General features: G+C 42.3%; 19 protein-coding genes. 15 read left to right on the top strand and 4 right to left on the bottom strand.

Annotation, left to right across the window (positions count from 1 at the left end; genetic code table 11):
* Positions 1–209: 209 nt before the first annotated feature.
* The 7 genes from purH to serA all read left to right on the top strand — a co-directional run bounded on the left by purH (position 210) and on the right by serA (position 7,287).
* Entirely contained in the window at positions 210–1,796 is a 1,587-nt protein-coding gene (gene purH / locus BGP78_RS09425) for a bifunctional phosphoribosylaminoimidazolecarboxamide formyltransferase/IMP cyclohydrolase (protein WP_119861162.1), read from the top strand.
* Positions 1,797–1,893: 97 nt separating this feature from the next.
* Complete coding sequence (locus BGP78_RS09420) at positions 1,894–2,727, top strand: class I SAM-dependent methyltransferase (protein WP_119861161.1); 834 nt, start codon at positions 1,894–1,896, stop codon at positions 2,725–2,727.
* A gap of 16 nt (positions 2,728–2,743) precedes the next feature.
* Complete coding sequence (purD, locus tag BGP78_RS09415; protein WP_119861160.1) at positions 2,744–4,027, top strand: phosphoribosylamine--glycine ligase; 1,284 nt, start codon at positions 2,744–2,746, stop codon at positions 4,025–4,027.
* A 130-nt stretch (positions 4,028–4,157) separates the two neighbouring features.
* A complete protein-coding gene (locus tag BGP78_RS09410) occupies positions 4,158–4,703 on the top strand; it encodes a hypothetical protein (protein WP_119861159.1) in 546 nt (181 codons plus the stop codon).
* Between the two features lie 26 nt (positions 4,704–4,729).
* Positions 4,730–5,317, top strand: coding sequence for a 5-formyltetrahydrofolate cyclo-ligase (locus BGP78_RS09405; RefSeq protein ID WP_182912262.1), 588 nt, complete (start codon positions 4,730–4,732; stop codon positions 5,315–5,317).
* Positions 5,318–5,391: 74 nt separating this feature from the next.
* On the top strand, positions 5,392–6,045 hold the full coding sequence (rpiA, locus tag BGP78_RS09400) for a ribose-5-phosphate isomerase RpiA (protein WP_119861157.1): 654 nt from the start codon (positions 5,392–5,394) through the stop codon (positions 6,043–6,045).
* A gap of 12 nt (positions 6,046–6,057) precedes the next feature.
* Positions 6,058–7,287 carry a phosphoglycerate dehydrogenase gene (serA, locus tag BGP78_RS09395; protein WP_119861156.1) on the top strand — a complete coding sequence of 410 codons (1,230 nt, stop codon included), beginning with the start codon at positions 6,058–6,060 and terminating at the stop codon, positions 7,285–7,287.
* 87 nt (positions 7,288–7,374) lie between these two features.
* Here the strand turns inward: serA and BGP78_RS09390 are convergent, their stop codons facing one another.
* Positions 7,375–8,295: a hypothetical protein gene (locus tag BGP78_RS09390; protein ID WP_119861155.1), complete on the bottom strand. Its 921-nt coding sequence runs from the start codon at positions 8,293–8,295 to the stop codon at positions 7,375–7,377.
* A 12-nt stretch (positions 8,296–8,307) separates the two neighbouring features.
* Positions 8,308–9,678, bottom strand: coding sequence for a DNA repair protein RadA (radA, locus tag BGP78_RS09385; protein ID WP_119861154.1), 1,371 nt, complete (start codon positions 9,676–9,678; stop codon positions 8,308–8,310).
* 208 nt (positions 9,679–9,886) lie between these two features.
* Between radA and BGP78_RS09380 the strand changes: the two genes are divergently transcribed.
* Positions 9,887–12,382 carry a PilZ domain-containing protein gene (locus tag BGP78_RS09380; protein WP_119861153.1) on the top strand — a complete coding sequence of 832 codons (2,496 nt, stop codon included), beginning with the start codon at positions 9,887–9,889 and terminating at the stop codon, positions 12,380–12,382.
* A gap of 36 nt (positions 12,383–12,418) precedes the next feature.
* Here BGP78_RS09380 and ampE read toward each other — a convergent pair whose 3' ends face one another.
* On the bottom strand, positions 12,419–13,273 hold the full coding sequence (gene ampE / locus BGP78_RS09375; RefSeq protein ID WP_119861152.1) for a beta-lactamase regulator AmpE: 855 nt from the start codon (positions 13,271–13,273) through the stop codon (positions 12,419–12,421).
* Positions 13,274–13,287: 14 nt separating this feature from the next.
* Positions 13,288–13,827, bottom strand: a complete 540-nt coding sequence (ampD, locus tag BGP78_RS09370) for a 1,6-anhydro-N-acetylmuramyl-L-alanine amidase AmpD (RefSeq protein ID WP_119861151.1) — start codon at positions 13,825–13,827, stop codon at positions 13,288–13,290.
* A gap of 144 nt (positions 13,828–13,971) precedes the next feature.
* Here ampD and nadC point away from each other — a divergent pair, with 144 nt between their 5' ends.
* From nadC to yacG, 7 genes are all read left to right on the top strand, one after another.
* Positions 13,972–14,829: a carboxylating nicotinate-nucleotide diphosphorylase gene (gene nadC, locus BGP78_RS09365; RefSeq protein WP_259386258.1), complete on the top strand. Its 858-nt coding sequence runs from the start codon at positions 13,972–13,974 to the stop codon at positions 14,827–14,829.
* Between the two features lie 505 nt (positions 14,830–15,334).
* Positions 15,335–15,781: a prepilin-type N-terminal cleavage/methylation domain-containing protein gene (locus tag BGP78_RS23030; protein WP_119861150.1), complete on the top strand. Its 447-nt coding sequence runs from the start codon at positions 15,335–15,337 to the stop codon at positions 15,779–15,781.
* 67 nt (positions 15,782–15,848) lie between these two features.
* Positions 15,849–17,081, top strand: a complete 1,233-nt coding sequence (locus BGP78_RS09355) for a type II secretion system F family protein (RefSeq protein WP_119861149.1) — start codon at positions 15,849–15,851, stop codon at positions 17,079–17,081.
* Between the two features lie 61 nt (positions 17,082–17,142).
* The gene (locus BGP78_RS09350) at positions 17,143–18,027 is read left to right on the top strand and encodes an A24 family peptidase (RefSeq protein WP_119861148.1); all 885 of its coding nucleotides are present in this window, start codon (positions 17,143–17,145) and stop codon (positions 18,025–18,027) included.
* Between the two features lie 5 nt (positions 18,028–18,032).
* Positions 18,033–18,638: a dephospho-CoA kinase gene (gene coaE, locus BGP78_RS09345; protein WP_119861147.1), complete on the top strand. Its 606-nt coding sequence runs from the start codon at positions 18,033–18,035 to the stop codon at positions 18,636–18,638.
* A 109-nt stretch (positions 18,639–18,747) separates the two neighbouring features.
* Positions 18,748–20,430: a type IV-A pilus assembly ATPase PilB gene (pilB, locus tag BGP78_RS09340; RefSeq protein WP_119861146.1), complete on the top strand. Its 1,683-nt coding sequence runs from the start codon at positions 18,748–18,750 to the stop codon at positions 20,428–20,430.
* Between the two features lie 50 nt (positions 20,431–20,480).
* Complete coding sequence (yacG, locus tag BGP78_RS09335) at positions 20,481–20,720, top strand: DNA gyrase inhibitor YacG (RefSeq protein WP_119861145.1); 240 nt, start codon at positions 20,481–20,483, stop codon at positions 20,718–20,720.
* Positions 20,721–20,730 lie beyond the last annotated feature (10 nt).

Below are 20,730 nucleotides of genomic sequence, written 5' to 3'. Positions count from 1 at the left end.
TGTGCTTTTTGTATTTTATAATACACTTTTCTTGCCCACCTTATTCTTGCCTAACACCTTATCTTTACATTAAACCCTTGCTAACAAAATAAATTGTAATTTTCTCAACAGCACTTTCGTCTTTTCCATCGTTTTCTTCTCCTAGATAGGCTAAAATAGCGCCCTTCTAAGCTAGCCCTTAACTTATCATTGAGGAAACCCTAACCATCATGGATATACATCGTCCAATTCGTCGCGCACTATTAAGTGTGTCAGATAAAACCGGTATCGTTGAATTAGCCCAAGCACTCAGTGCACAAGGCGTTGAAATTTTATCAACTGGCGGTACATATAAATTATTAGCTGATAACGGCATTGCTGCCACGGAAGTATCTGACTATACAGGTCACCCTGAAATCATGGATGGCCGCGTTAAAACACTTCACCCGAAAGTGCATGGCGGTATCTTAGCCCGTCGCGGTCAAGATGAAGGCGTTATGACAGAAAACGATATTTCTGCAATTGACATGGTTGTGGTTAACTTATACCCCTTTGCACAAACTGTTGCAAAAGCTGACTGCAGTCTTGAAGACGCCATTGAAAACATTGATATCGGCGGGCCAACTATGGTGCGTGCAGCAGCAAAAAATCACAAAGATGTGACGATTGTTGTTAATGCGCAAGACTATGCTCGTGTTATTGCTGAACTGAACGAACACAATGGTTCAACAACCTACCAAACACGCTTTGATCTTGCTATTGCCGCTTATGAGCACACAGCACAGTACGACGGTATGATTGCCAATTACTTTGGCAAAATGGTGCCTGACTACACTGAAGAAGCCGCGGTTGAGACTAAGTTTCCACGCACTATCAACATGCAGTTCACTAAAAAGCAAGACATGCGCTACGGTGAAAACTCGCATCAAGATGCAGCTTTTTATGTCGAGAATGACTTACAAGAAGCTTCGGTTGCAACAGCGACACAGTTACAAGGTAAGGCGCTTTCTTTCAACAACATTGCTGATACCGATGCAGCCCTTGAGTGTGTCAAAGAATTTGACGCGCCTGCGTGTGTTATTGTTAAACATGCAAACCCATGTGGTGTTGCCGTTGACGAAAACATTTTAGCGGCTTACGACAGAGCATTTAAAACCGATCCTACATCAGCCTTTGGCGGTATTATTGCATTTAACCGCGAGCTTGATGCAACCACCGCTGAAGCGATTGTTGCACGCCAGTTTGTTGAAGTGATCATTGCTCCTAGCATCAGTGAAGAGGCAGCACAAATCGTTGCTGCGAAGAAAAATGTTCGCTTGTTAGAATGTGGACAATGGGATGCGAAAACCACGCAATCTGATATTAAACGTGTCAATGGTGGTATTTTAGTTCAAGACCGCGACCAAGGCATGGTAACGCTTGGTGACTTGACTGTCGTATCAAAACGCCAGCCAACAGAGCAAGAACTTAAAGACTTACTATTTTGCTGGAAAGTTGCCAAGTTTGTTAAATCGAACGCCATTGTTTATGCCCGTGATGGGATGACGATTGGTGTGGGCGCAGGTCAAATGAGCCGCGTTTACTCAGCAAAAATTGCCGGTATTAAAGCCGCTGATGAGAACCTTGAAGTAAAAGGTTCAGTTATGGCATCGGATGCATTCTTCCCGTTTAGAGACGGCATTGATGCAGCAGCCGCTGCCGGGATCACCGCGGTTATACAGCCAGGTGGTTCAATGCGTGATGAAGAAGTTATCGCCGCAGCAGATGAAGCTGGCATGGCAATGGTATTAACTGGCATGCGTCACTTCCGCCATTAATCTATAAGCACGAAACGTTTATCGTTTCGTGCTTTTTGTTTGCCCTAAATTCAAGTATTCTGCTTAAAACACAATCACAAAAGTGAAGGACAGAAAAATGAAATTTGGATTAAAAACACTTCTTGCTGCAAGTATTGTTACCGCTATCGCAGGTTGCGCAAGCAATGGTAGCTCAAATTCTAATGTAGCATCTGAGCTTGTTTCAGCTGCCAGCAATACAGAACGCTCTGAGAAAAATCGCGCGCGTGACCAATATAGAAACCCGGTAGAAACCCTGGATTTCTTTGGTTTAGAAGCGGACATGACCGTGGTAGAAATTGCACCCGGTGGTGGTTGGTATTCAGAAATCTTAGCACCTGCAGTTAAAGGGTCTGGCACTTTATATGCTGCACACTTCCCCGCAGATTCTAAGGTTAAATACTACCAGCGCTCGCTAGCTGGCTTCAAAGGTAAAGTTGCTAAAGATAGCCGTTTCAGTGAAGTGAAAATAACCGAATTTGCACCACTTACTCATTCAGACATTGCCCCAACAGGCTCTGCGGATATGGTGCTTACATTTAGAAACGTCCATAACTGGTATATGCGCCAAGGTGATGAAGGTGTATTAAATGCATTTCAAGCGTTTAATAAAGCACTGAAGTCAGGTGGCGTTTTAGGCGTGGTTGAGCACCGTTTACCTGAGCACCGTGATAACGCGGATCAAAAAAGCTCTGGATACATGAAACAAAGCTATGTGGTAGATATTGCGAAACAAGCAGGATTTGAATTAGTGGCTCAAAGTGATGTGAACGCTAACCCTTTAGACAGTGCTAATCACCCTAAAGGTGTTTGGACACTGCCACCACGCTTAGCATTAGGTGATAAAAATGCTGATCAATATAAAGCGATTGGGGAAAGCGACCGCATGACTCTCAAATTTAAAAAGCTTTAAATAGGAAAATTAAGCCATGAATGTTTTGGTCATTGGCAGTGGCGGCCGTGAACACGCTCTTGCGTTCAAAGCCGCTCAAAACCCTTCAGTAAAAACGGTATTTGTTGCACCTGGTAATGCGGGGACAGCCCTAGAGCCTAAATTAGAAAATGTGGCCATTAAGGTTGAAGACCTCGATGCCCTAGTGTCATTTTCAAAAGAAAACAATGTTGAGTTAACCATTGTGGGCCCTGAAGTCCCTCTTGTACTTGGCGTCGTTGATAGGTTTCGTGAAGAAAATCTTGCGATTTTTGGCCCTACCGCTGCGGCTGCGCAGCTTGAAGGGTCAAAGTCATTTACAAAAGACTTCTTAGCACGCCACGATATTCCGACTGCTGACTATGAAACTTTTGAACAAATCGAGCCTGCGCTTGCCTACTTGCAAGAGAAAGGTGCACCGATCGTGATCAAAGCAGATGGTTTAGCTGCAGGTAAAGGCGTTATTGTCGCAATGACAGAAGCCGAAGCAGAAGAAGCAATTCGCGATATGCTTGCTGGCAATGCTTTTGGTGAAGCTGGGAGCCGAGTTGTAATTGAAGAGTTTCTTGAAGGTGAAGAAGCCTCATTTATCGTCATGGTAGATGGCAAGAACGTTTTGCCTTTTGCCACCAGCCAAGATCATAAACGTGCATTTAATGGCGATTTAGGGCCGAATACAGGCGGGATGGGTGCCTATTCTCCTGCTCCTGTGGTCACAGCTGACATTCATCAACGTATTATGGATGAAGTTATCTTCCCAACCGTTAATGGTATGGCGAGTGAAGGTAATCCATACACGGGCTTTCTGTACGCAGGCCTTATGATTGCCGCAGATGGGACACCTAAAGTCATTGAGTACAACTGCCGCTTTGGTGATCCAGAAACGCAGCCTATCATGCTTCGTTTACAATCCGATCTCGTTGAACTGATTGAAGCTGCTAACCGTCAAGAACTTGATAGCACACCTATTAAGTTTGACCCGCGCGCAGCTGTTGGCGTAGTGCTTGCGGCCAAAGGCTATCCAGCAAGTTACCCGAAAGGAGATGTGATTTCTGGATTACAGGTGAGTTATGCTGAAGGTGAAAAAGTCTTCCACGCAGGTACAAAGCAAGATGGTGAAAACGTCGTCACTGCAGGTGGTCGTGTGCTATGTGCAACAGCACTAGGTCACACCGTGACCGAAGCTCAAAAACGCGCTTATGCGTTGGTAAAAGATATCCAGTGGGATGGTGTTGAATACCGCACAGATATCGCCTACCGCGCTATTGCCAGAGAGCAATAGAGCGAACCACTCGTATAATAAGGTCAGCACTTGCTGACCTTTTCTTTACCCTCTCGTAACTTACGTCATTCGCATCGCTCTCAAAATTGGGTATACTCAATGCAATAGTAAAATAATTAGGATTGCGCTCATGACTGACAAATACCGTGTCGTATTTGCAAGCTTAAATGACGGTATAGCAGCCTCTGATGCCATTACCAATTTAAGTCAAAGACTAAAAATTCCCGAGTCAAAAGTACAAGCTTTCTTTGCCAATAAACCCTTATTTTCACCCGCAGATAAGGAAAAAAGTGCAAAACAAATTAAATTACTCAGCACCATGGGGATCAATGCTAAATTGCAAGTAATTGGTACGTCCACATCTTCTGCTGAACAAGCCGCTCAAGCCCAACGAGATGAAAGACTATTTGGAGCACTCGATTACATTACCAGCAGCTTGATAAGAATTGAAGAACGCTTAGAAGAGTTGGAACAACGTTTGCCTGAACAACCCGTTGAGCATACTGAACAAACACCTGAGCCATGGGAAGATGATGAACTATTCGAAGAACTTGAATTAGACAGCCCAGCACCCAAACGAAGTAAGAAAGTACAATATGGGTTAGGCGTTATTCTTATTTTCTTATTGGCCATTCTGGCTATCGCAATTGCGTTTCCAGAAGTCGTTGCTTTATAGATATGAGCACAATCATATCAGGAACAATTCAAGAAGAACGTGCATTAATTCGCAAAACTGTACGAAATGCGCGTAATACTTTATCTAAATCTGAACAAAAAGACGCTGAAACAGCTTTATGTATTAATTTTTTTCAACATATAAAACTCCCAAAATCTGCCCATATCGCCCTGTATTTGAGTAATGATGGCGAGTTAGATACTAATCAATTAATTCAAAATCTTATAGATAAAAACCACCATGTTTACCTCCCTATAATCCACCCCTTTAACGGCACAACTTTACTCTTTCAAAGATATGAGAAAAATTCACCCATGATCGCCAATCGCTATGCTATCTTGGAACCTAAGTTGAATTGTAGCCATATATGCCCTCTTTATTCGCTTGATTACCTATTTACGCCGCTCGTTGCTTTTGACGAGTTTGGCAATCGCTTAGGGATGGGCGGCGGTTACTACGACAAAACATTGGCAAACTATCACAAAACTGGCGCAACGAAGCCCGTTATAGTTGGGTTAGCCCATGATTGTCAAAAGGTCCATCAGCTGCCAATTGCAGCGTGGGATGTACCATTAAAGCATATATTAACACCAAGCAAACTTTACACTTGGTAAATCATCTAGCCAGTATTTTATGACATTTTTTAGGGTATACTGCGATAAATTTTGACAACAAAGTGAATTGCGTTATGACCCAAGACGAAATGAAAAAAGCGGCTGCGTGGGCTGCACTGGATTACGTAGAAGAAAATACCATAGTTGGCGTAGGCACAGGCTCTACCGTTAATCATTTTATCGATGCATTGGGCTCAATTAAAGACACCATTAAAGGTGCTGTGTCGAGTTCTGAAGCATCAACAGAGAAACTAAAAGCACTTGGTATTGAAGTCTTTGAGCTAAATGATGTCGCTCAACTCGATGTTTACGTAGATGGCGCAGATGAAATTAATCATAGTAACGACATGATCAAAGGCGGTGGTGCCGCGTTAACTCGAGAAAAAATTGTTGCCGCAGTGGCACATAAATTTATTTGTATCGTTGATGATACTAAGCATGTTGAAACGCTCGGCGCATTTGCATTGCCCGTTGAGGTTATTCCAATGGCGCGAAGCTATGTGGCGCGGGAATTACTAAAACTGGGTGGCGACCCAGTATATAGGCATGGCGTATTAACTGATAATGGCAACGTTATCTTAGACGTTCATGGCTTAAGTATCTCGGAACCAAAACAACTTGAAGAGAAAATTAACCAAATCGTGGGCGTAGTGACAAATGGCTTATTTGCACAACGCGGCGCTGACATTGTGATAACTGGTACCCAGAAGGGGCCAAACATAAATTAACAGGAATGAGTCATGAGTACGGTATCGTTAGCAAAAGAGAAAATCAAAATATTGTTGTTAGAGGGTATTCACCAAAGCGCCGTCGAAACGCTAAAGCGTAATGGTTATAGCAACATTGATTATGTCAAAACCTCGTTACCTGAAAATGAACTTATGGAGCGGATCAAAGACGTTCACTTTGTCGGGATCCGCTCACGCACTCATTTGTCACAAACCGTCTTAAACGCCGCTGAAAAATTAGTCGCTGTGGGCTGCTTTTGTATTGGTACCAACCAAGTGGCACTCGATGCAGCAAGAGAACGCGGTATTGCAGTATTCAATGCGCCTTTTTCAAACACTCGCTCAGTTGCTGAACTTGTCTTAGGTGAGATTTTATTACTGCTACGAGGGATCCCACAACGTAATGCCATGGCGCACCGTGGTGAATGGTTAAAATCTGCAGTAGGGTCTTATGAAGCCCGTGGAAAAACGCTTGGGATCATTGGCTACGGTCATATTGGTACTCAGCTTGGGATCATGGCAGAAAATATTGGTATGCGCGTTGAGTTTTATGACATTGAAGACAAGCTCACGCTCGGTAATGCGCAGCAAGTACAAAACTTAACGCACCTATTGCAGCGTGCAGATGTGATCAGCCTCCATGTTCCAGAAACCCCGTCTACCAAAAACTTAATCGGTATGGCTGAATTAGAGATCATGAAGCAAGGTGCCATTTTAATTAATGCATCTCGCGGCACTGTTGTGGATATTGACGCTTTAGCTGAGTCACTGCGAGACCGTAAACTCTCAGGTGCCGCGATTGACGTGTTCCCAACAGAACCAAAATCAAATGACGAAGAGTTTATTTCGCCGTTGCGTGAATTCGATAATGTGATTTTAACACCGCATGTTGGCGGCTCAACGCAAGAAGCACAAGAAAATATTGGCATCGAAGTCGCTGGGAAAATAGCAAAATATTCAGATAATGGTTCAACTCTGAGCGCAGTGAACTTCCCAGAAGTCTCTCTACCTGAGCTCGCTAATCGCAGTCGATTGCTACATGTGCACCAAAACCGACCTGGTGTACTAACACAAATTAACCAAGCTTTTGCTCAGCATGGTATTAATATCGCAGCTCAGTACTTACAAACCGATGAATCAATTGGTTATGTGGTCATCGACGTAGACAGTGATCATTCAGAAGTGGCATTAAAAGAATTGAGCGCCGTTGAAGGCACGATCAGAGCACGTATTTTACACTAATCGACTAGACCTTAAAAAGCAAAATGGCACGGGTGCCATTTTGCTTATCTCAACTTATTCACACTTACTCATACTTCAGCGGTCAAGTTACTTTCCTTGCACCTCTAAATTAAGTAATTTAGCTAACTCTTCTGGTTGACCTGCCAACATCATTGCTTGCTGAGATAGTGATTCAATATCCATATTCTCTGGCAAAGATACTGACAGACTTAGCTGCTCTTTTCCTTGAGCAAATGCCATAACCCCCTCTTTAGCAGCTTGTGGAAGTGGTGCTTGTGCCAACTGCATTTGGAGCATGTTTTCAAAGCTGGCTTGATCTAATCCCGCAACCGCGAGTTGTTCATCGAGCAACTGAGCTAACTTGCCTTTATTTTCAACATTAAGCTGCAAAGATTTAGGCGCTAACTGCTGCATCGCCTCCACTATTTTGGTTTGCATCTGCAACTGCTCTTCAACCGTTAAGGTTGACGCATCTTGTGCCTTTTGCATCTCAAAAGACACTTCCATTAGCGGCGTACTATTGTTCAGTTCCATATCAAAATTAAGACCTGTCAGACCTTGTGCGACGAGATCCATTTTGAGTCGACTGTACCCGGTCTGGGCATCATAGGCTAAAGACGTACCAAAGTTATAATGTGCATCTAGCAAAGCTTTAGGCGCATCTATGTTATCTGCTTTAATGGCGTCTGACAGGGTAAAGCCTTGCACATTGATTTGTGTGAACTCGCTGATTTTGTCTTCTTCATACCCAATCAAGACAATTTCATCAATGCTAAATGCTGCAACCCCTTCAGGATCTGCGACAGTCAAACCATTCACCACAATATTGCCATTAAATACATTTGCTGACGCATCCGCATAATCAAACTGCAACCCTGAATCACCTGCCGCCAGAGCGAATTGTGTTTGTAGCTTATCATCAACAAGCTGATTTACATGCGATTGCATTGCCACATAACCCACAGCTAGTGCTCCTGAGGCTAACAAAATAATGACTGATTTTTTCATTTACTTTTCCGTTTAAAATAAAGCTTCAAGGGCGTCACTCAAGCAGTTAACTGCAATGATCTCCATCCCTTCGATGATTTCCTTTGGTTTATTTGCGCTCGGTACAATAGCACGTTTAAAGCCATGCTTGGCTGCTTCTTTCAACCTTTCCTGCCCACTTGGCACTGGCCTGATCTCACCACCCAGACCTACTTCACCAAAAACAACTAACTCCCGATCAAGGGCATAGTTTTTAAAACTAGACACAAGCGCTGTGATCAAAGCCAGATCGGCACTGGTTTCAGAGACTTTTACGCCCCCTACTACATTCACAAAAACATCTTGATCCGCAACTTGCAAGCCCCCGTGACGGTGCAGCACAGCTAATAACATAGCCAATCGGTTTTGCTCCAAGCCAACCGTCACGCGTCGAGGATTAGCCAGTTGAGAATAATCAACCAATGCTTGTACCTCAACAAGTAATGGCCGTGTCCCTTCCCAAATCACCATCACTAAAGAGCCGGGCGTTTGCTCTTCCCCTCGGTTAAGGAATATTGCCGACGGGTTACTCACCTCTTTAAGGCCCTGCCCTGTCATTGCAAATACACCCAACTCATTGACCGCGCCAAAACGGTTTTTGTTACCGCGCAATGTTCTAAATCGGCTATCGCTACTGCCTTCAAGTAAAATAGAGCAATCAATACAATGCTCAAGCACTTTAGGACCAGCCAAAGAGCCATCTTTAGTCACATGGCCAACCATAAAAATAGCCACCTGATTTTGCTTCGCAAAACGCGTTAAGTAAGCCGCACTCTCTCGCACCTGCGACACACTACCTGGTGCCGACTGAACATCACTCATATGCATCACTTGAATAGAGTCGATAACCATGATGCTCGGCTTTTCTTTTAGCGCTAACTGACAAATTGTCTCGACATTGGTTTCAGCCAATGTGCGTAATTTATTAGTAGGTAACCCTAATCGGTGTGCGCGCATGGCGACTTGCTGCAAAGATTCCTCACCAGTGACATACAGCGTATTCATAGATTCCGCTAACAAACACATAGTTTGTAATAACACCGTACTCTTACCAGCTCCAGGTGAGCCACCGATTAAAATAGCACTGCCAGGTACAACCCCTCCGCCTAATACTCGATCAAACTCTTTAAAGCCCGTCGTAAAACGCGGTAGGCTCTCTAGGTTAACCTCATCGAGGGTTTGTACTGTGGCTTCAACCATACCGGCATAACCCGACATCGCAGCGCTTTTAGGTGGAGCCTTAACGGAAGGCACTCTAAATTCAGTGACGGTATTCCAAGCGCGACATTCTGAACATTGACCTTGCCAACGTGCAAACTCCGCACCACAATCATTACATACAAACGCAGTTTTCTTTTTTACCATAATACAGGCACACTTTTTGCTTAATTACTTTTCAATCCAACTTATTTGGCAATATATACGAAAAACTGGCACTAACAAGCTGAGTTTATTTAATTGTTTAAGAATAATGTTAACTATGACCTAATATTGTCATAGTATTGGCTAAGTATTTAGAAAATTATAACGATATAGCCTCACGGCAAGAATACAGGTATGAATACGGTTCATTATGGCTGAAGATAAGCTGCAAAAATATCAACCCCTCATCGACGATTTAAAGTTGCAATTAGGCGATCCTAATTTTGACCAAATTTTTGCACAAACCACCTCTTCTCTTTCCAAGCCAGATCAATTTTTATTAAAAATGGAAATGTCGCGACTCTCTCAACCTGTCGCCAGATTCATCGATTTACGGGGGCAAGTGGCTGGAGAAGTTAAGCCTTATGAGCATGATGGCAAACAGCACTTTATGGATAATGTGGCCATTGATGTATTTGAAGAAGAATTAGCCCGCCACGGTAAATACACATTAGCGGTATACGAAGCCGTTATGCACACCGAAAATAACTATAAGGTGATGCAAAAAAACCAAGATGAGCAAGAGAATACACCGCAAGCAGAGTCTAATACTGCCAGTGGCACTAAGTTAATTCGTTTTGCCTCATATGAAAGTCGCTGTGAAGAACGAATGAACTATTCAATCAAAATAACCGTCGACTTTGGTAAAAGTGGTACTGTCTCTGCAACCACTTCAGATATCTCTCTCAGTGGCGCAAAAATTAAAGTATCTCCGAACTACAGCGCGACCCCAGGGCAATTGATTGGTATTCGACTGGTTGGCCTTGAACAAGATTTTGAACTGGGCCTTAAAGGCGGTATTCAATATGAAGTGGTCGCCATAGAGCCTGTTTCTCGTGATTATCAGCATATTCGTTTAAAACGCACCTTTATTGAAAACAACTCTGGTTTTGACGAGTTTTTACAAAGCTTTATTCATGGTAATAAACGCCGCTACAAGATAAATTTAGATAACACCATGGATGCCGTCGTTTGTAAGGGCTATGAGCAGTTTTATTTACCGAGGGTCAGCTCACTGTTTGTGTATTTCGCCAAGAAAGGCAAGCACCTACTACCCACGATTGCGTTAACCAATGAAAACAATGCGTTTGTTAACTATTACTTTGAAGATGAACGAAAGATATCATCGCTATACAGCATCTTTAGTCAAAGCCGGCTGGCGAAGATCCTTGCGTTTCCCAATGCTGTAAAAGAAGCCACAGTCTATACATTCACGCATTCAAATGGCGGTAAAATATACTACTACTCTGCATTTGGGTATGAACTTGATGAACATCCAGAGTTAAAATCACTATTTCTAGGCTTTGGTAGTCAAAAAGACAGTTGGCGCACATATAAAGTGCAGCTAATGCCAAGCCACCATGAAGATGCCTATATTCCGTTATCGCTGCCACTCAGTGCGGGTAAGAATGTAGAAAAGCTTAACAAGCGCCCAACACCTCGTGTACAAGGCATCATTCAAGATGTGAAGTTTTTAATGTTGCTAACCGACATTTCAAGTAAACAACAGCTCGATGTTTATCAATCACATAAATTTGATAGTAACTCTGTCAATAAACTCAAAAAATTTGGCCATGGAAGAGCAGCTAACCCGCCAGCGTTAGAGGTCGTTGCTCTTGAATACGTCAATTTACGCTCGCATAAGCGCTACTTATATAAAACAGCCGTCACTATGCACATAAACGCGGAACATGCGCTTGCGGGTAACACCCGTGATTTTTCAGTCATGGGACTGCAATTAGAAACACCTAACCCCTCGACGGTTAAAAAGGGCGATATTGTTCACCTTGAATTGCCTGATTTACAAAAAATAACCAAGCAGCACCAATTAAACAATTTACGCTATGAAGTCATGGCGGTCAGTAAATCAAAAACCATTATTAATCTCAAAGTAAGTAAATTAACAGACTTACCGCATGTTGGAATGGCCTTTTTTAAACAATTAATAGAGATGAATAAAAGCAAATTACATGCGTGTGAAGAAAGCCCTAAAATTCCAGGGCTTTCGACAGCACTTCGTAATATGGTGACAAAAACAGTCTGCCAATTTCCGCTGTATATTCACAAAGAGTCGGCACTATTTAATATTGGGGCCATTGGGCTAGGTTTATACCCAACCAACCTACATAGGCTTTTAATGGCTTACCACAAAGGTGGCCCTGAACACCTAGATGCAACAAGCTTATTTCCAGAAAACTTTATAGAAGAGCATTTAAACGAGGCTTTTCGCCATACATCCCGTCAAGATAAACCATTAAAATATACTGTATTTGTTCGATTTGACTGTATGAAAGAGCAGCTATCTGAAGCGATTAAAAGCCAATGTATTGCCTATGATGAGCCGATTGACCCCCTTTACCTCTTTTTGAAAAAAGCCGTAAAAAAAGACATGCTGTTTGTTTTTCACTTACACATTTCAAAAACAGGCCGACCAGATACCGACTACCTCGCCAACGAGTTAAAATACGTGAGCCACTACGCACTGCATAAAGCAAAGGATTTAGAAGAGGCGTTATGGTCTGTAACTGGGGTATGTGATTTAATAGATATCAGTGATGAAGCAATACGCCAACTCGACATAGAGCCAAGGTATGTTAAGGCCATGCAAGAACGCAAGAGTGCATGGCTTGATGGACTACTACATTAAGCCATAATGTGTAGTCCAAGCCAAGTGTGAATTCGCTTAAGCTAATTGCCCGAAAAGTGTTAAACCCGCCACCAATGCTAAAAACAACAGGACATTGCGTTTAACCAGCCGCATCATACACGTTGCCTCGTAGGTGCAACCAGCGTATTGCTGTTCAATTTGCTCGGCAGCCAAAGCCGTGGTCGTGACCAATTTACGATTGGTAATAGAGAAGTTTAACGCGTATTTAACCCAATAGTGGGTACCTTTTGAAAAGTTCCCAATGATCAAATAACCAAAACTGGTTAAACGCGCTGGTAACCAGTTTAAGCAAAACAATAGTCCGTCTAACCGAGATTGATGCTGATAGTGCGCCGCAGATTTTTGCTGTGCAACAGTCAAATCAAACGCGGTGCGAATAGACGCGTATAACACCGCCCCCGGTACGCCTAATACAACAAACCAAAACATCACGGCACAATAATGACGAAAGTTCACCCACGCCAGCGTTTGACCAAACCATTCACCGCCATGCTCATGCTCTGTGCGCACTTGACCCATTTGCAAAGCGTACAAAGTTGCCGCTTCATCATCACCCCGTGTTAACGCGTTTAAATACCCTTTATACTTTCTTCTGGGTTCATTACACCCAAAACAAACAATCAGAACCAATATATTGAGCACAAACTGCCACAATGCAAAGTCAGACAATTGATAAATAAATGCCACAGCAATAACAGGCAACACTAAATAGCACATAAAACCCACGCCATTATTTAGCTGTTTTTTTATTATTTTACTACCATATCCCATGTTCAAATATCGCTGTAAATAATAGTCAATTTGCCAATGTGCACTTCGAGCACCTAACCGCTCTAGGGTTAACGCTAAAATAATCGAGATTAGAATCATGACCTTGTCTCATTTCATTTAATTAAATCAAAAAACCTTTGCCACTCAAATGCAGCGCCGGGATCTGTTTTTCTACCTGGTGCAATATCACAATGACCCACAATTTTTTCATGGCTAATTGCTGGATATTCACGCATCAATTTTTTTGCAAGCTTACCAAGTTCAATATATTGCGCATCGGTATAGGGCGTATCATCAGTACCTTCAAGTTCGATGCCAATACTAAAGTCATTACATCGACCTCGCCCTGCAAATTCAGACACCCCAGCATGCCAAGCACGCTTATTAAATGGCACATACTGTAATACAGTGCCATCACGGCGAATAAAGCAATGCGCTGACACTCTTAACCCATCTAAATCAACAAAGCTTGGGTGCGCATGACAATCAATCTGCCCTGTAAATAAGTCATCAACATAGGATGTACCAAACTCACCAGCCGGAAGCGAAATATTATGGATCACCAATAATGATATCTCTTCATTATCAGGTCTGTCATCAAAAAATGTACAAGGCCGTCGCTGCGCGATATCAGACCAGAAAAACTCACTCATAATAATCACTTATTATTGTCTGTCTCTTTAATTTAACCATACCAAGCTTTATTTAAATGCACTACCTTGATTGTGTAATAGCGCGCTACACAGTAAAATTTGTATCAAATCATTCTGGTCAATACAACTTACAAGTGACGTACTATGCACAGCGAACTCATGACACCTGAACACATTACTTTATTAGTAAAGCAAGCACTCAACGAAGACCTCAACTTTCAATCAGCCAGCGATGGCGATATTACAGCACAATTAATCCCAGAGTCTCAACAAGCGAATGCGTTTGTGATCACACGAGAAGAGTGTGTATTTTGTGGTGAAGCGCTGGTATTAGAAGTATTCAAGCAGGTCGACGCAAGCGTAAAAGTCACAATGCTAATAAAAGACGGCGAGCAAGTGACTGCCAACAGCAAGCTATTCACCGCCGTAGGCTCAGCGCGCTCAATACTTACCGCAGAAAGAACAGCCTTAAACTTTGTGCAATCACTTAGTGGTACAGCCACGACTACCGCGCACTATGTTGCAGCATTAAAAAACAGCAATACCCGCCTGCTAGATACCAGAAAAACCATTCCTGGACTGCGCGCTTTACAAAAGTATGCGGTGACGTGTGGCGGAGGCAAAAACCATAGAATAGGTTTATTTGACGCTTTTTTAATTAAAGAAAATCATATTGCAGCATGTGGCGGTATAGCTGCAGCAGTAAAACAAGCCCGAGCAAATCACCCAAATAAGCCTGTTGAAGTCGAAGTAGAGAACTTACCTGAGCTACAGCTGGCATTAGACGCAGGTGCTGACATTATTATGCTCGATAATTTCAGCGTAGCAGATATAAAAAGTGCAGTTTCTCTGACACAAGGCCAAGCTAAGCTTGAAGTGTCAGGTAATATGACCCTCGACATTCTAACAACCTATGCACAAGCTGGTGTAGATTTTATTTCCAGTGGTGCACTTACAAAAAACTTACAAAGCATCGACCTATCAATGCGCTTCGATACTTAATCGAAATCAAATAGGTGGTGATTAGATGCAAAGTCATCACCTATTAGATTGACAAATAGACAAAAAAACCATCTAATACGAACAAAGAATTAGAATGTAACAAATAATTTATCAAACAAACTCTAAACCATGATAAAGTATTAATTATTGATTTATTTAAATGCTTTAAAACTGAAAAAGTCGTATTTTGTCTTGTTACGCTCAGTAAATGTTATTAAAGTATTGGCTAATACTATCCGATAATACAGATACGGTGCACGCTAGTGTTAGCAAAGTAAGATAACCCTGAAAATAAAACCTTGATAATTATCATAGATTAATTTGGGGTAAATGATTTGATACTCTAAACTTTGTTAACAACACTGCATGCTAACGAAGGAGATTGTAGCTGGGGTAACGCGCTTAGCGACGTGCTAATAACGCGGCAGCTCAAGTTATTGCAATAATTTTAATAATCGTCTAACTTAGAATCGAAGTTAGGTATACATCCTTTAGGAGACACATCATGACTAAACAACAACAGGGTGGTTTTACCCTTATTGAATTAATGATTGTAATCGCAATCATCGGTATTCTAGCTGCGGTTGCATTACCAGCTTATCAAGATTATACAAACAGAGCGAAAGGTACTGAGGTACTACTTGCTGCCACTACAGCAAAAGTATGCGCATCAGAAAAAGCACAAGTAGGACGAAGCCCTGCTGGCTGTGATGCAAGCTTTACCGCAACGAAATATGCGGCGACGTTAGCCATTACGGCAGCAGGGGTTATTACCGTTGAAGGCCAATCAGATATGGATGGCTTCGACATTGTATTAACTCCAGAAAGTGCACCTGGTACAGCAATGGAAGACACTGATTTTACGAGTGGTACAAATATTTCTTCATGGGTATGTACTGGAACAATAACTTCACCTGCAAAAGCAACTTGGTTACCAAGCACTTGTAGCTGATAACTCGAATCTTCCTTACCTATATAGAAGTCGTATTATACGGCTTCTATTAACATAGCGTCCTCTAATGAACAAACCAAAACCAACAGAGAATAATTTAGATACTTTCATTTGGGTGGGTGTAAGCTCACGAGGCAAACGTCTAGATGGTGAAATCGCAGGTAGCAGTGTTGCTCTAGTCAAAGCGCAGTTACGTAAGCAGGGCATAACCCCATCAAAAGTAAAACGAAAACCAACGCCTCTGTTTGGATTAAATAATACTCAAAAGATTACAGCCAAAGACATATCTATTGTGACGCGTCAAATTGCTACCATGCTATTGGCCGGCGTCCCCCTGATTCAATCATTAGAAATGATTGCAAATGGTGTAAAAAATAAAGCGCTTAGTAAACTGATTAAGAATATTGCGGACGAAGTAAAAGCGGGTCAACCGCTATCGCGGTCATTACGCGCACACCCTCGTTATTTTGATGACTTATATTGTGATCTTATTCAATCAGGTGAACAATCCGGTTCATTGGATAGAATATTTGATCGCGTCGCACTCTATAAAGAAAAAGCAGAAGCTTTAAAATCAAAAATAAAAAAAGCACTATTTTACCCAATTGCAGTTGTTATAGTCGCAATGATTGTTACCTCTATATTACTCATTTTTGTAGTCCCTCAATTCCAAGATATATTTAATGGCTTTGGCGCAGAGCTGCCAGCATTTACACTAATGGTCATCGCTATTTCTGAGTTTATGCAAAAGTACTGGTGGGTAGCCCTTATAGTAATTGGTATTTGTGGTTACTCGTACAAAGAAGCGAAGGTTCGATCAAAGGCAGTTCGCAACTTTAATGATAAATTGCTCTTAAAACTTCCTGTGGTAGGGGCTATTTTAGACAAAGCTGCGGTTGCCCGTTACGCTAGAACTTTATCCACCACTTTTGCGGCTGGTGTGCCATTAGTGGATGCGTTAGACTCCGCTGCGGGTGCATCGGGTAATGTCATTTATCGAGATGCTATTTTAGAAATAAAACATGAGGTTAGTTCAGGTAACCAAATGAATTGGGCTATGCGCAACTCTAAAATATTTCCAGATATGGTGATCCAGATGGTCGCAATTGGTGAAGAGTCTGGCGCACTAGATAGCATGCTAGCAAAAGTTGCCAATATATACGAACAAGAAGTTGATGACTTAGTTGACGGGTTATCTAGCTTGCTAGAGCCGCTAATCATGGCGGTATTGGGCGTGTTAGTTGGTGGCTTGATCATTGCCATGTATTTACCGATTTTCCAGTTAGGCTCCGTGATTTAATTGATACAACTTAAATATTTTGACCTACTAATTTTTAAATAAACAATAAATAAGAAAAAGCATGCAAGATGTAATACAGCTTTTACAAACCGAAATGTGGTTTTTTTTACTGACCGTCGGCCTAGTTAGCCTATGTATTGGTAGCTTTTTAAATGTGGTGATTTATCGCCTACCAATAATGATGAATAACACATGGCAGTCTGAATGCCGCTTATTACTCACTGACGAACTACCAAACAGCCAATTAGAGAATACCAAAACCTTTAACCTCTCTACTCCTCACTCTAGCTGCCCAAAATGTGGCAATTCGATAAAAGCGTGGCAAAACATCCCTTTGGTTAGCTGGCTACTGTTAAAAGGCCGTTGCTTCAATTGTAAAACACCTATTTCAGTCCGTTATCCTTTAGTCGAGCTGGGTACTGCGTTAGTATCTCTATTGCTAGCGCAACACTTTGGCCCAGTGCCGCTCACGGTGCTTTATCTCATCATAACTTGGGCATTGATCGCGTTAATCTTTATTGATATTGATCATATGCTGTTGCCTGACCAAATTACCTTACCCTTATTATGGTTAGCATTACTGGCTAGCTGTTTCGATATGACTATCCCTCCTTCCGAGGCCATAATCGGTGCAGCGGTAGGTTATTTGAGTTTGTGGAGTGTCTATTGGCTCTTTAAACTCACAACCGGTAAAGAAGGGATGGGCTTTGGCGATTTCAAATTACTCGCTATTTTTGGTGCGCTTTTAGGGTGGCAGGCAATTCTTACTATTGTTTTACTCTCTAGTTTTGTGGGTGCTATTATTGGCAGTGTGCAATTGGCGATTCAAGGGAAAGACAAAAGTACCCCGATTCCATTTGGCCCCTACCTCGCTATCGCAGGCTGGCTGTGTATTTTGTATGGTGAGCAAATACATACTTGGTATTTTAATTTACTCGGATATTAGAACGCATGGCACAGTGGATTTTAGGATTAACCGGTGGCATTGGTGCGGGCAAGACCGCAGTAAGCGATGCACTCGCTGATAAAGGTATTTGCATTGTTGATGCTGATGTTATCGCCCGTGATGTTGTAGCCCCCAATAGTGAGGGGCTACGAGCCATAGTCAATAAATTTGGGTGTGATATGTTACAAAGTGATGGCATGCTAAATAGAGCGGCCCTCAGAGAACTGATTTTTAGCAATGAGACGCATAAAAGCTGGTTGAACAATTTATTGCACCCTATGATCCGTACAACAATACTCAGCCAACTTGCAAACGCAGACTCTCATTATGTGGTGCTGTCGGCCCCATTACTGTTTGAAAATCAACTTGATGCTCTGTGTAATCACACATTGCTGGTGGATGTCAGTGAAGAAATACAATTACACAGAACCACACAAAGAGACAAGGTTGCCCCTGCACAAGTCAAACAGATAATTGCCGCGCAAATGTCAAGGCAGGATAAATGCCATAAAGCTGACACCATACTAGATAACAGCGGCTCGCTCGCACACATGCACGCCAAGTTAGAAACATTACACCAGGGCTTCTTAAAACAAGCACAATCACTATAAATACAGCGCACTAACAACATGCACTGTATAAATTAATTGGTTATCCCCTAGTTTAGTAACGCATATTTTTGCTAAGCTTAACTCAGTACACGTAGGTCTTAGAGGCATTATGGAGCATCATTCACCGCTACTGCGTAAATTTATTACGCTAGGTAAAGTCACCCCAGAGCAGCTTAAGCTAAAACAAGCAGAAGCCCACTCCACTGCAGAACTCATTTGTTTGTGCACTGGTATGAGTGGTAAAGAGCTTGCTGAGCAGTGCCTCGACTTATTTAGAGTCCCGCTGTTCGATTTAACGGACTTTGATGTAGAGCAGTTGCCTTCAGATCTGGTAAAAGAAAAGCTGATAAAACAGCATCATTTGCTCCCTTTGGTTAAAAAGGGCAGAAAGCTCTATATTGCCACATCAGATCCAACCGATTATGGCGCCTTCGAAAATTTTGAATTCAGTACCGGATTACAGTGTGAAGCCGTCGTTGTCGACTATAAACAACTCGAGCAAAAAATTGATTTGCTGTTTGACTCAACAGGTGGCCTGTCGCTCAGTGATGAAGAATACAAAGAATTTGCAGATTTAGACATTGAAGACGCACAAAGTGCACAGCAAAAGAATGATGAAGGTGACAAAGATGATGCCCCCATCATTGTATACATCAACAAAATTCTCATGGATGCCATTAAAAAAGGGGCCTCTGATTTACACTTTGAGCCCTATGAGCACAAATATCGCGTGCGCTTTCGCATTGATGGTTTGCTACACGAGATGGCTAGCCCGCCCACCAGCCTATCATCACGCCTCTCTGCACGTATTAAAGTTATGGCGCGACTTGATATTGCCGAAAAGCGTAAACCACAAGATGGCCGTATTAAACTAAAAATCTCAGAGCGCAAGAGTATTGATTTTCGTGTCAGTACGCTACCAACGCTTTGGGGTGAAAAAATTGTAATGCGTATTCTAGATTCATCCAGTGCCATGCTCGGCATTGATGTATTGGGGTATGAGCCAGAGCAAAAAGAACTGTACATGAATGCGTTAGAGCAACCGCAAGGCATGATATTAGTTACAGGTCCAACGGGTTCTGGTAAAACCGTGTCTTTATATACGGGTCTCAATATTTTAAATCAGCCACAGCGAAATATCAGCACCGCTGAAGACCCGGTCGAGATAAACTTAGAAGGTGTAAACCAAGTACAAATTAACCCTCGTGCCGATATGACCTTTGCCAATGCGCTCAAAGCATTCTTACGTCAAGATCCTGATATTGTTATGGTCGGGGAAATACGAGACTTAGAAACAGCCGAAATATCCATTAAAGCGGCGCAAACAGGTCACTTAGTATTAAGCACGTTACACACCAACTCAGCACCTGAAACGTTAACGCGTTTGTTGAATATGGGAGTACCTGCCTACAACGTTGCTAGCTCAATAAGCCTGATTATTGCACAGCGTTTAGCACGGCGCTTATGCCCTAAATGTAAACAAGCTGAAACACTGCCAGAAGAAGAACTGCTTAAGCAAGGGTTTACTGCTGAACAATTGAAAGACATTACCCTCTTTTCACCACAAGGCTGTGAAAGCTGCACCGATGGCTACAAAGGTCGAGTGGGTGTGTATGAGGTTGTAAAAATAACCCCTGAAATAGCACAAGTTATTATGGAAGGCGGCAACTCAATTAAAATTGCACAAATGGCAGAACAACTCGGGTTTGATAATTTACGTAAGTCAGGCTTAAAAAAAGCAGCAGCAGGACTGACATCTTTATCTGAAATAAATCGTGTCACTAGCTTCTAAGCGAGGAGTTTATTACACTGTGGGCTGAGTTAACGACATGGTTAATTATAATGCCCACAGTAGTAAAATGCCCCACCTGCTCTTCTTCAGTTACTTGGTCTGAAGAGAGTGAATTTCGCCCTTTTTGTTCAAAACGATGTCAGCTTATTGACCTAGGCGAATGGTCTTTTGAAAATAATAAAATCTCTACCACAATTCAAGCCGATGCAGAGCTAGATCCAAAAGCCGCGCAAGACTTAATTGAAGATATGGAAGCTTTGCTCGCCAAAAATGATGACTTTTTTAAATAACCTCAGGTTT

The organism is Pseudoalteromonas sp. MSK9-3 (assembly GCF_003590335.1).
GTDB lineage: Bacteria > Pseudomonadota > Gammaproteobacteria > Enterobacterales > Alteromonadaceae > Pseudoalteromonas.
The sequence above is the reverse complement of the archived record's forward strand: the minus strand, read 5'-3'. Positions and strand labels throughout refer to the sequence as shown.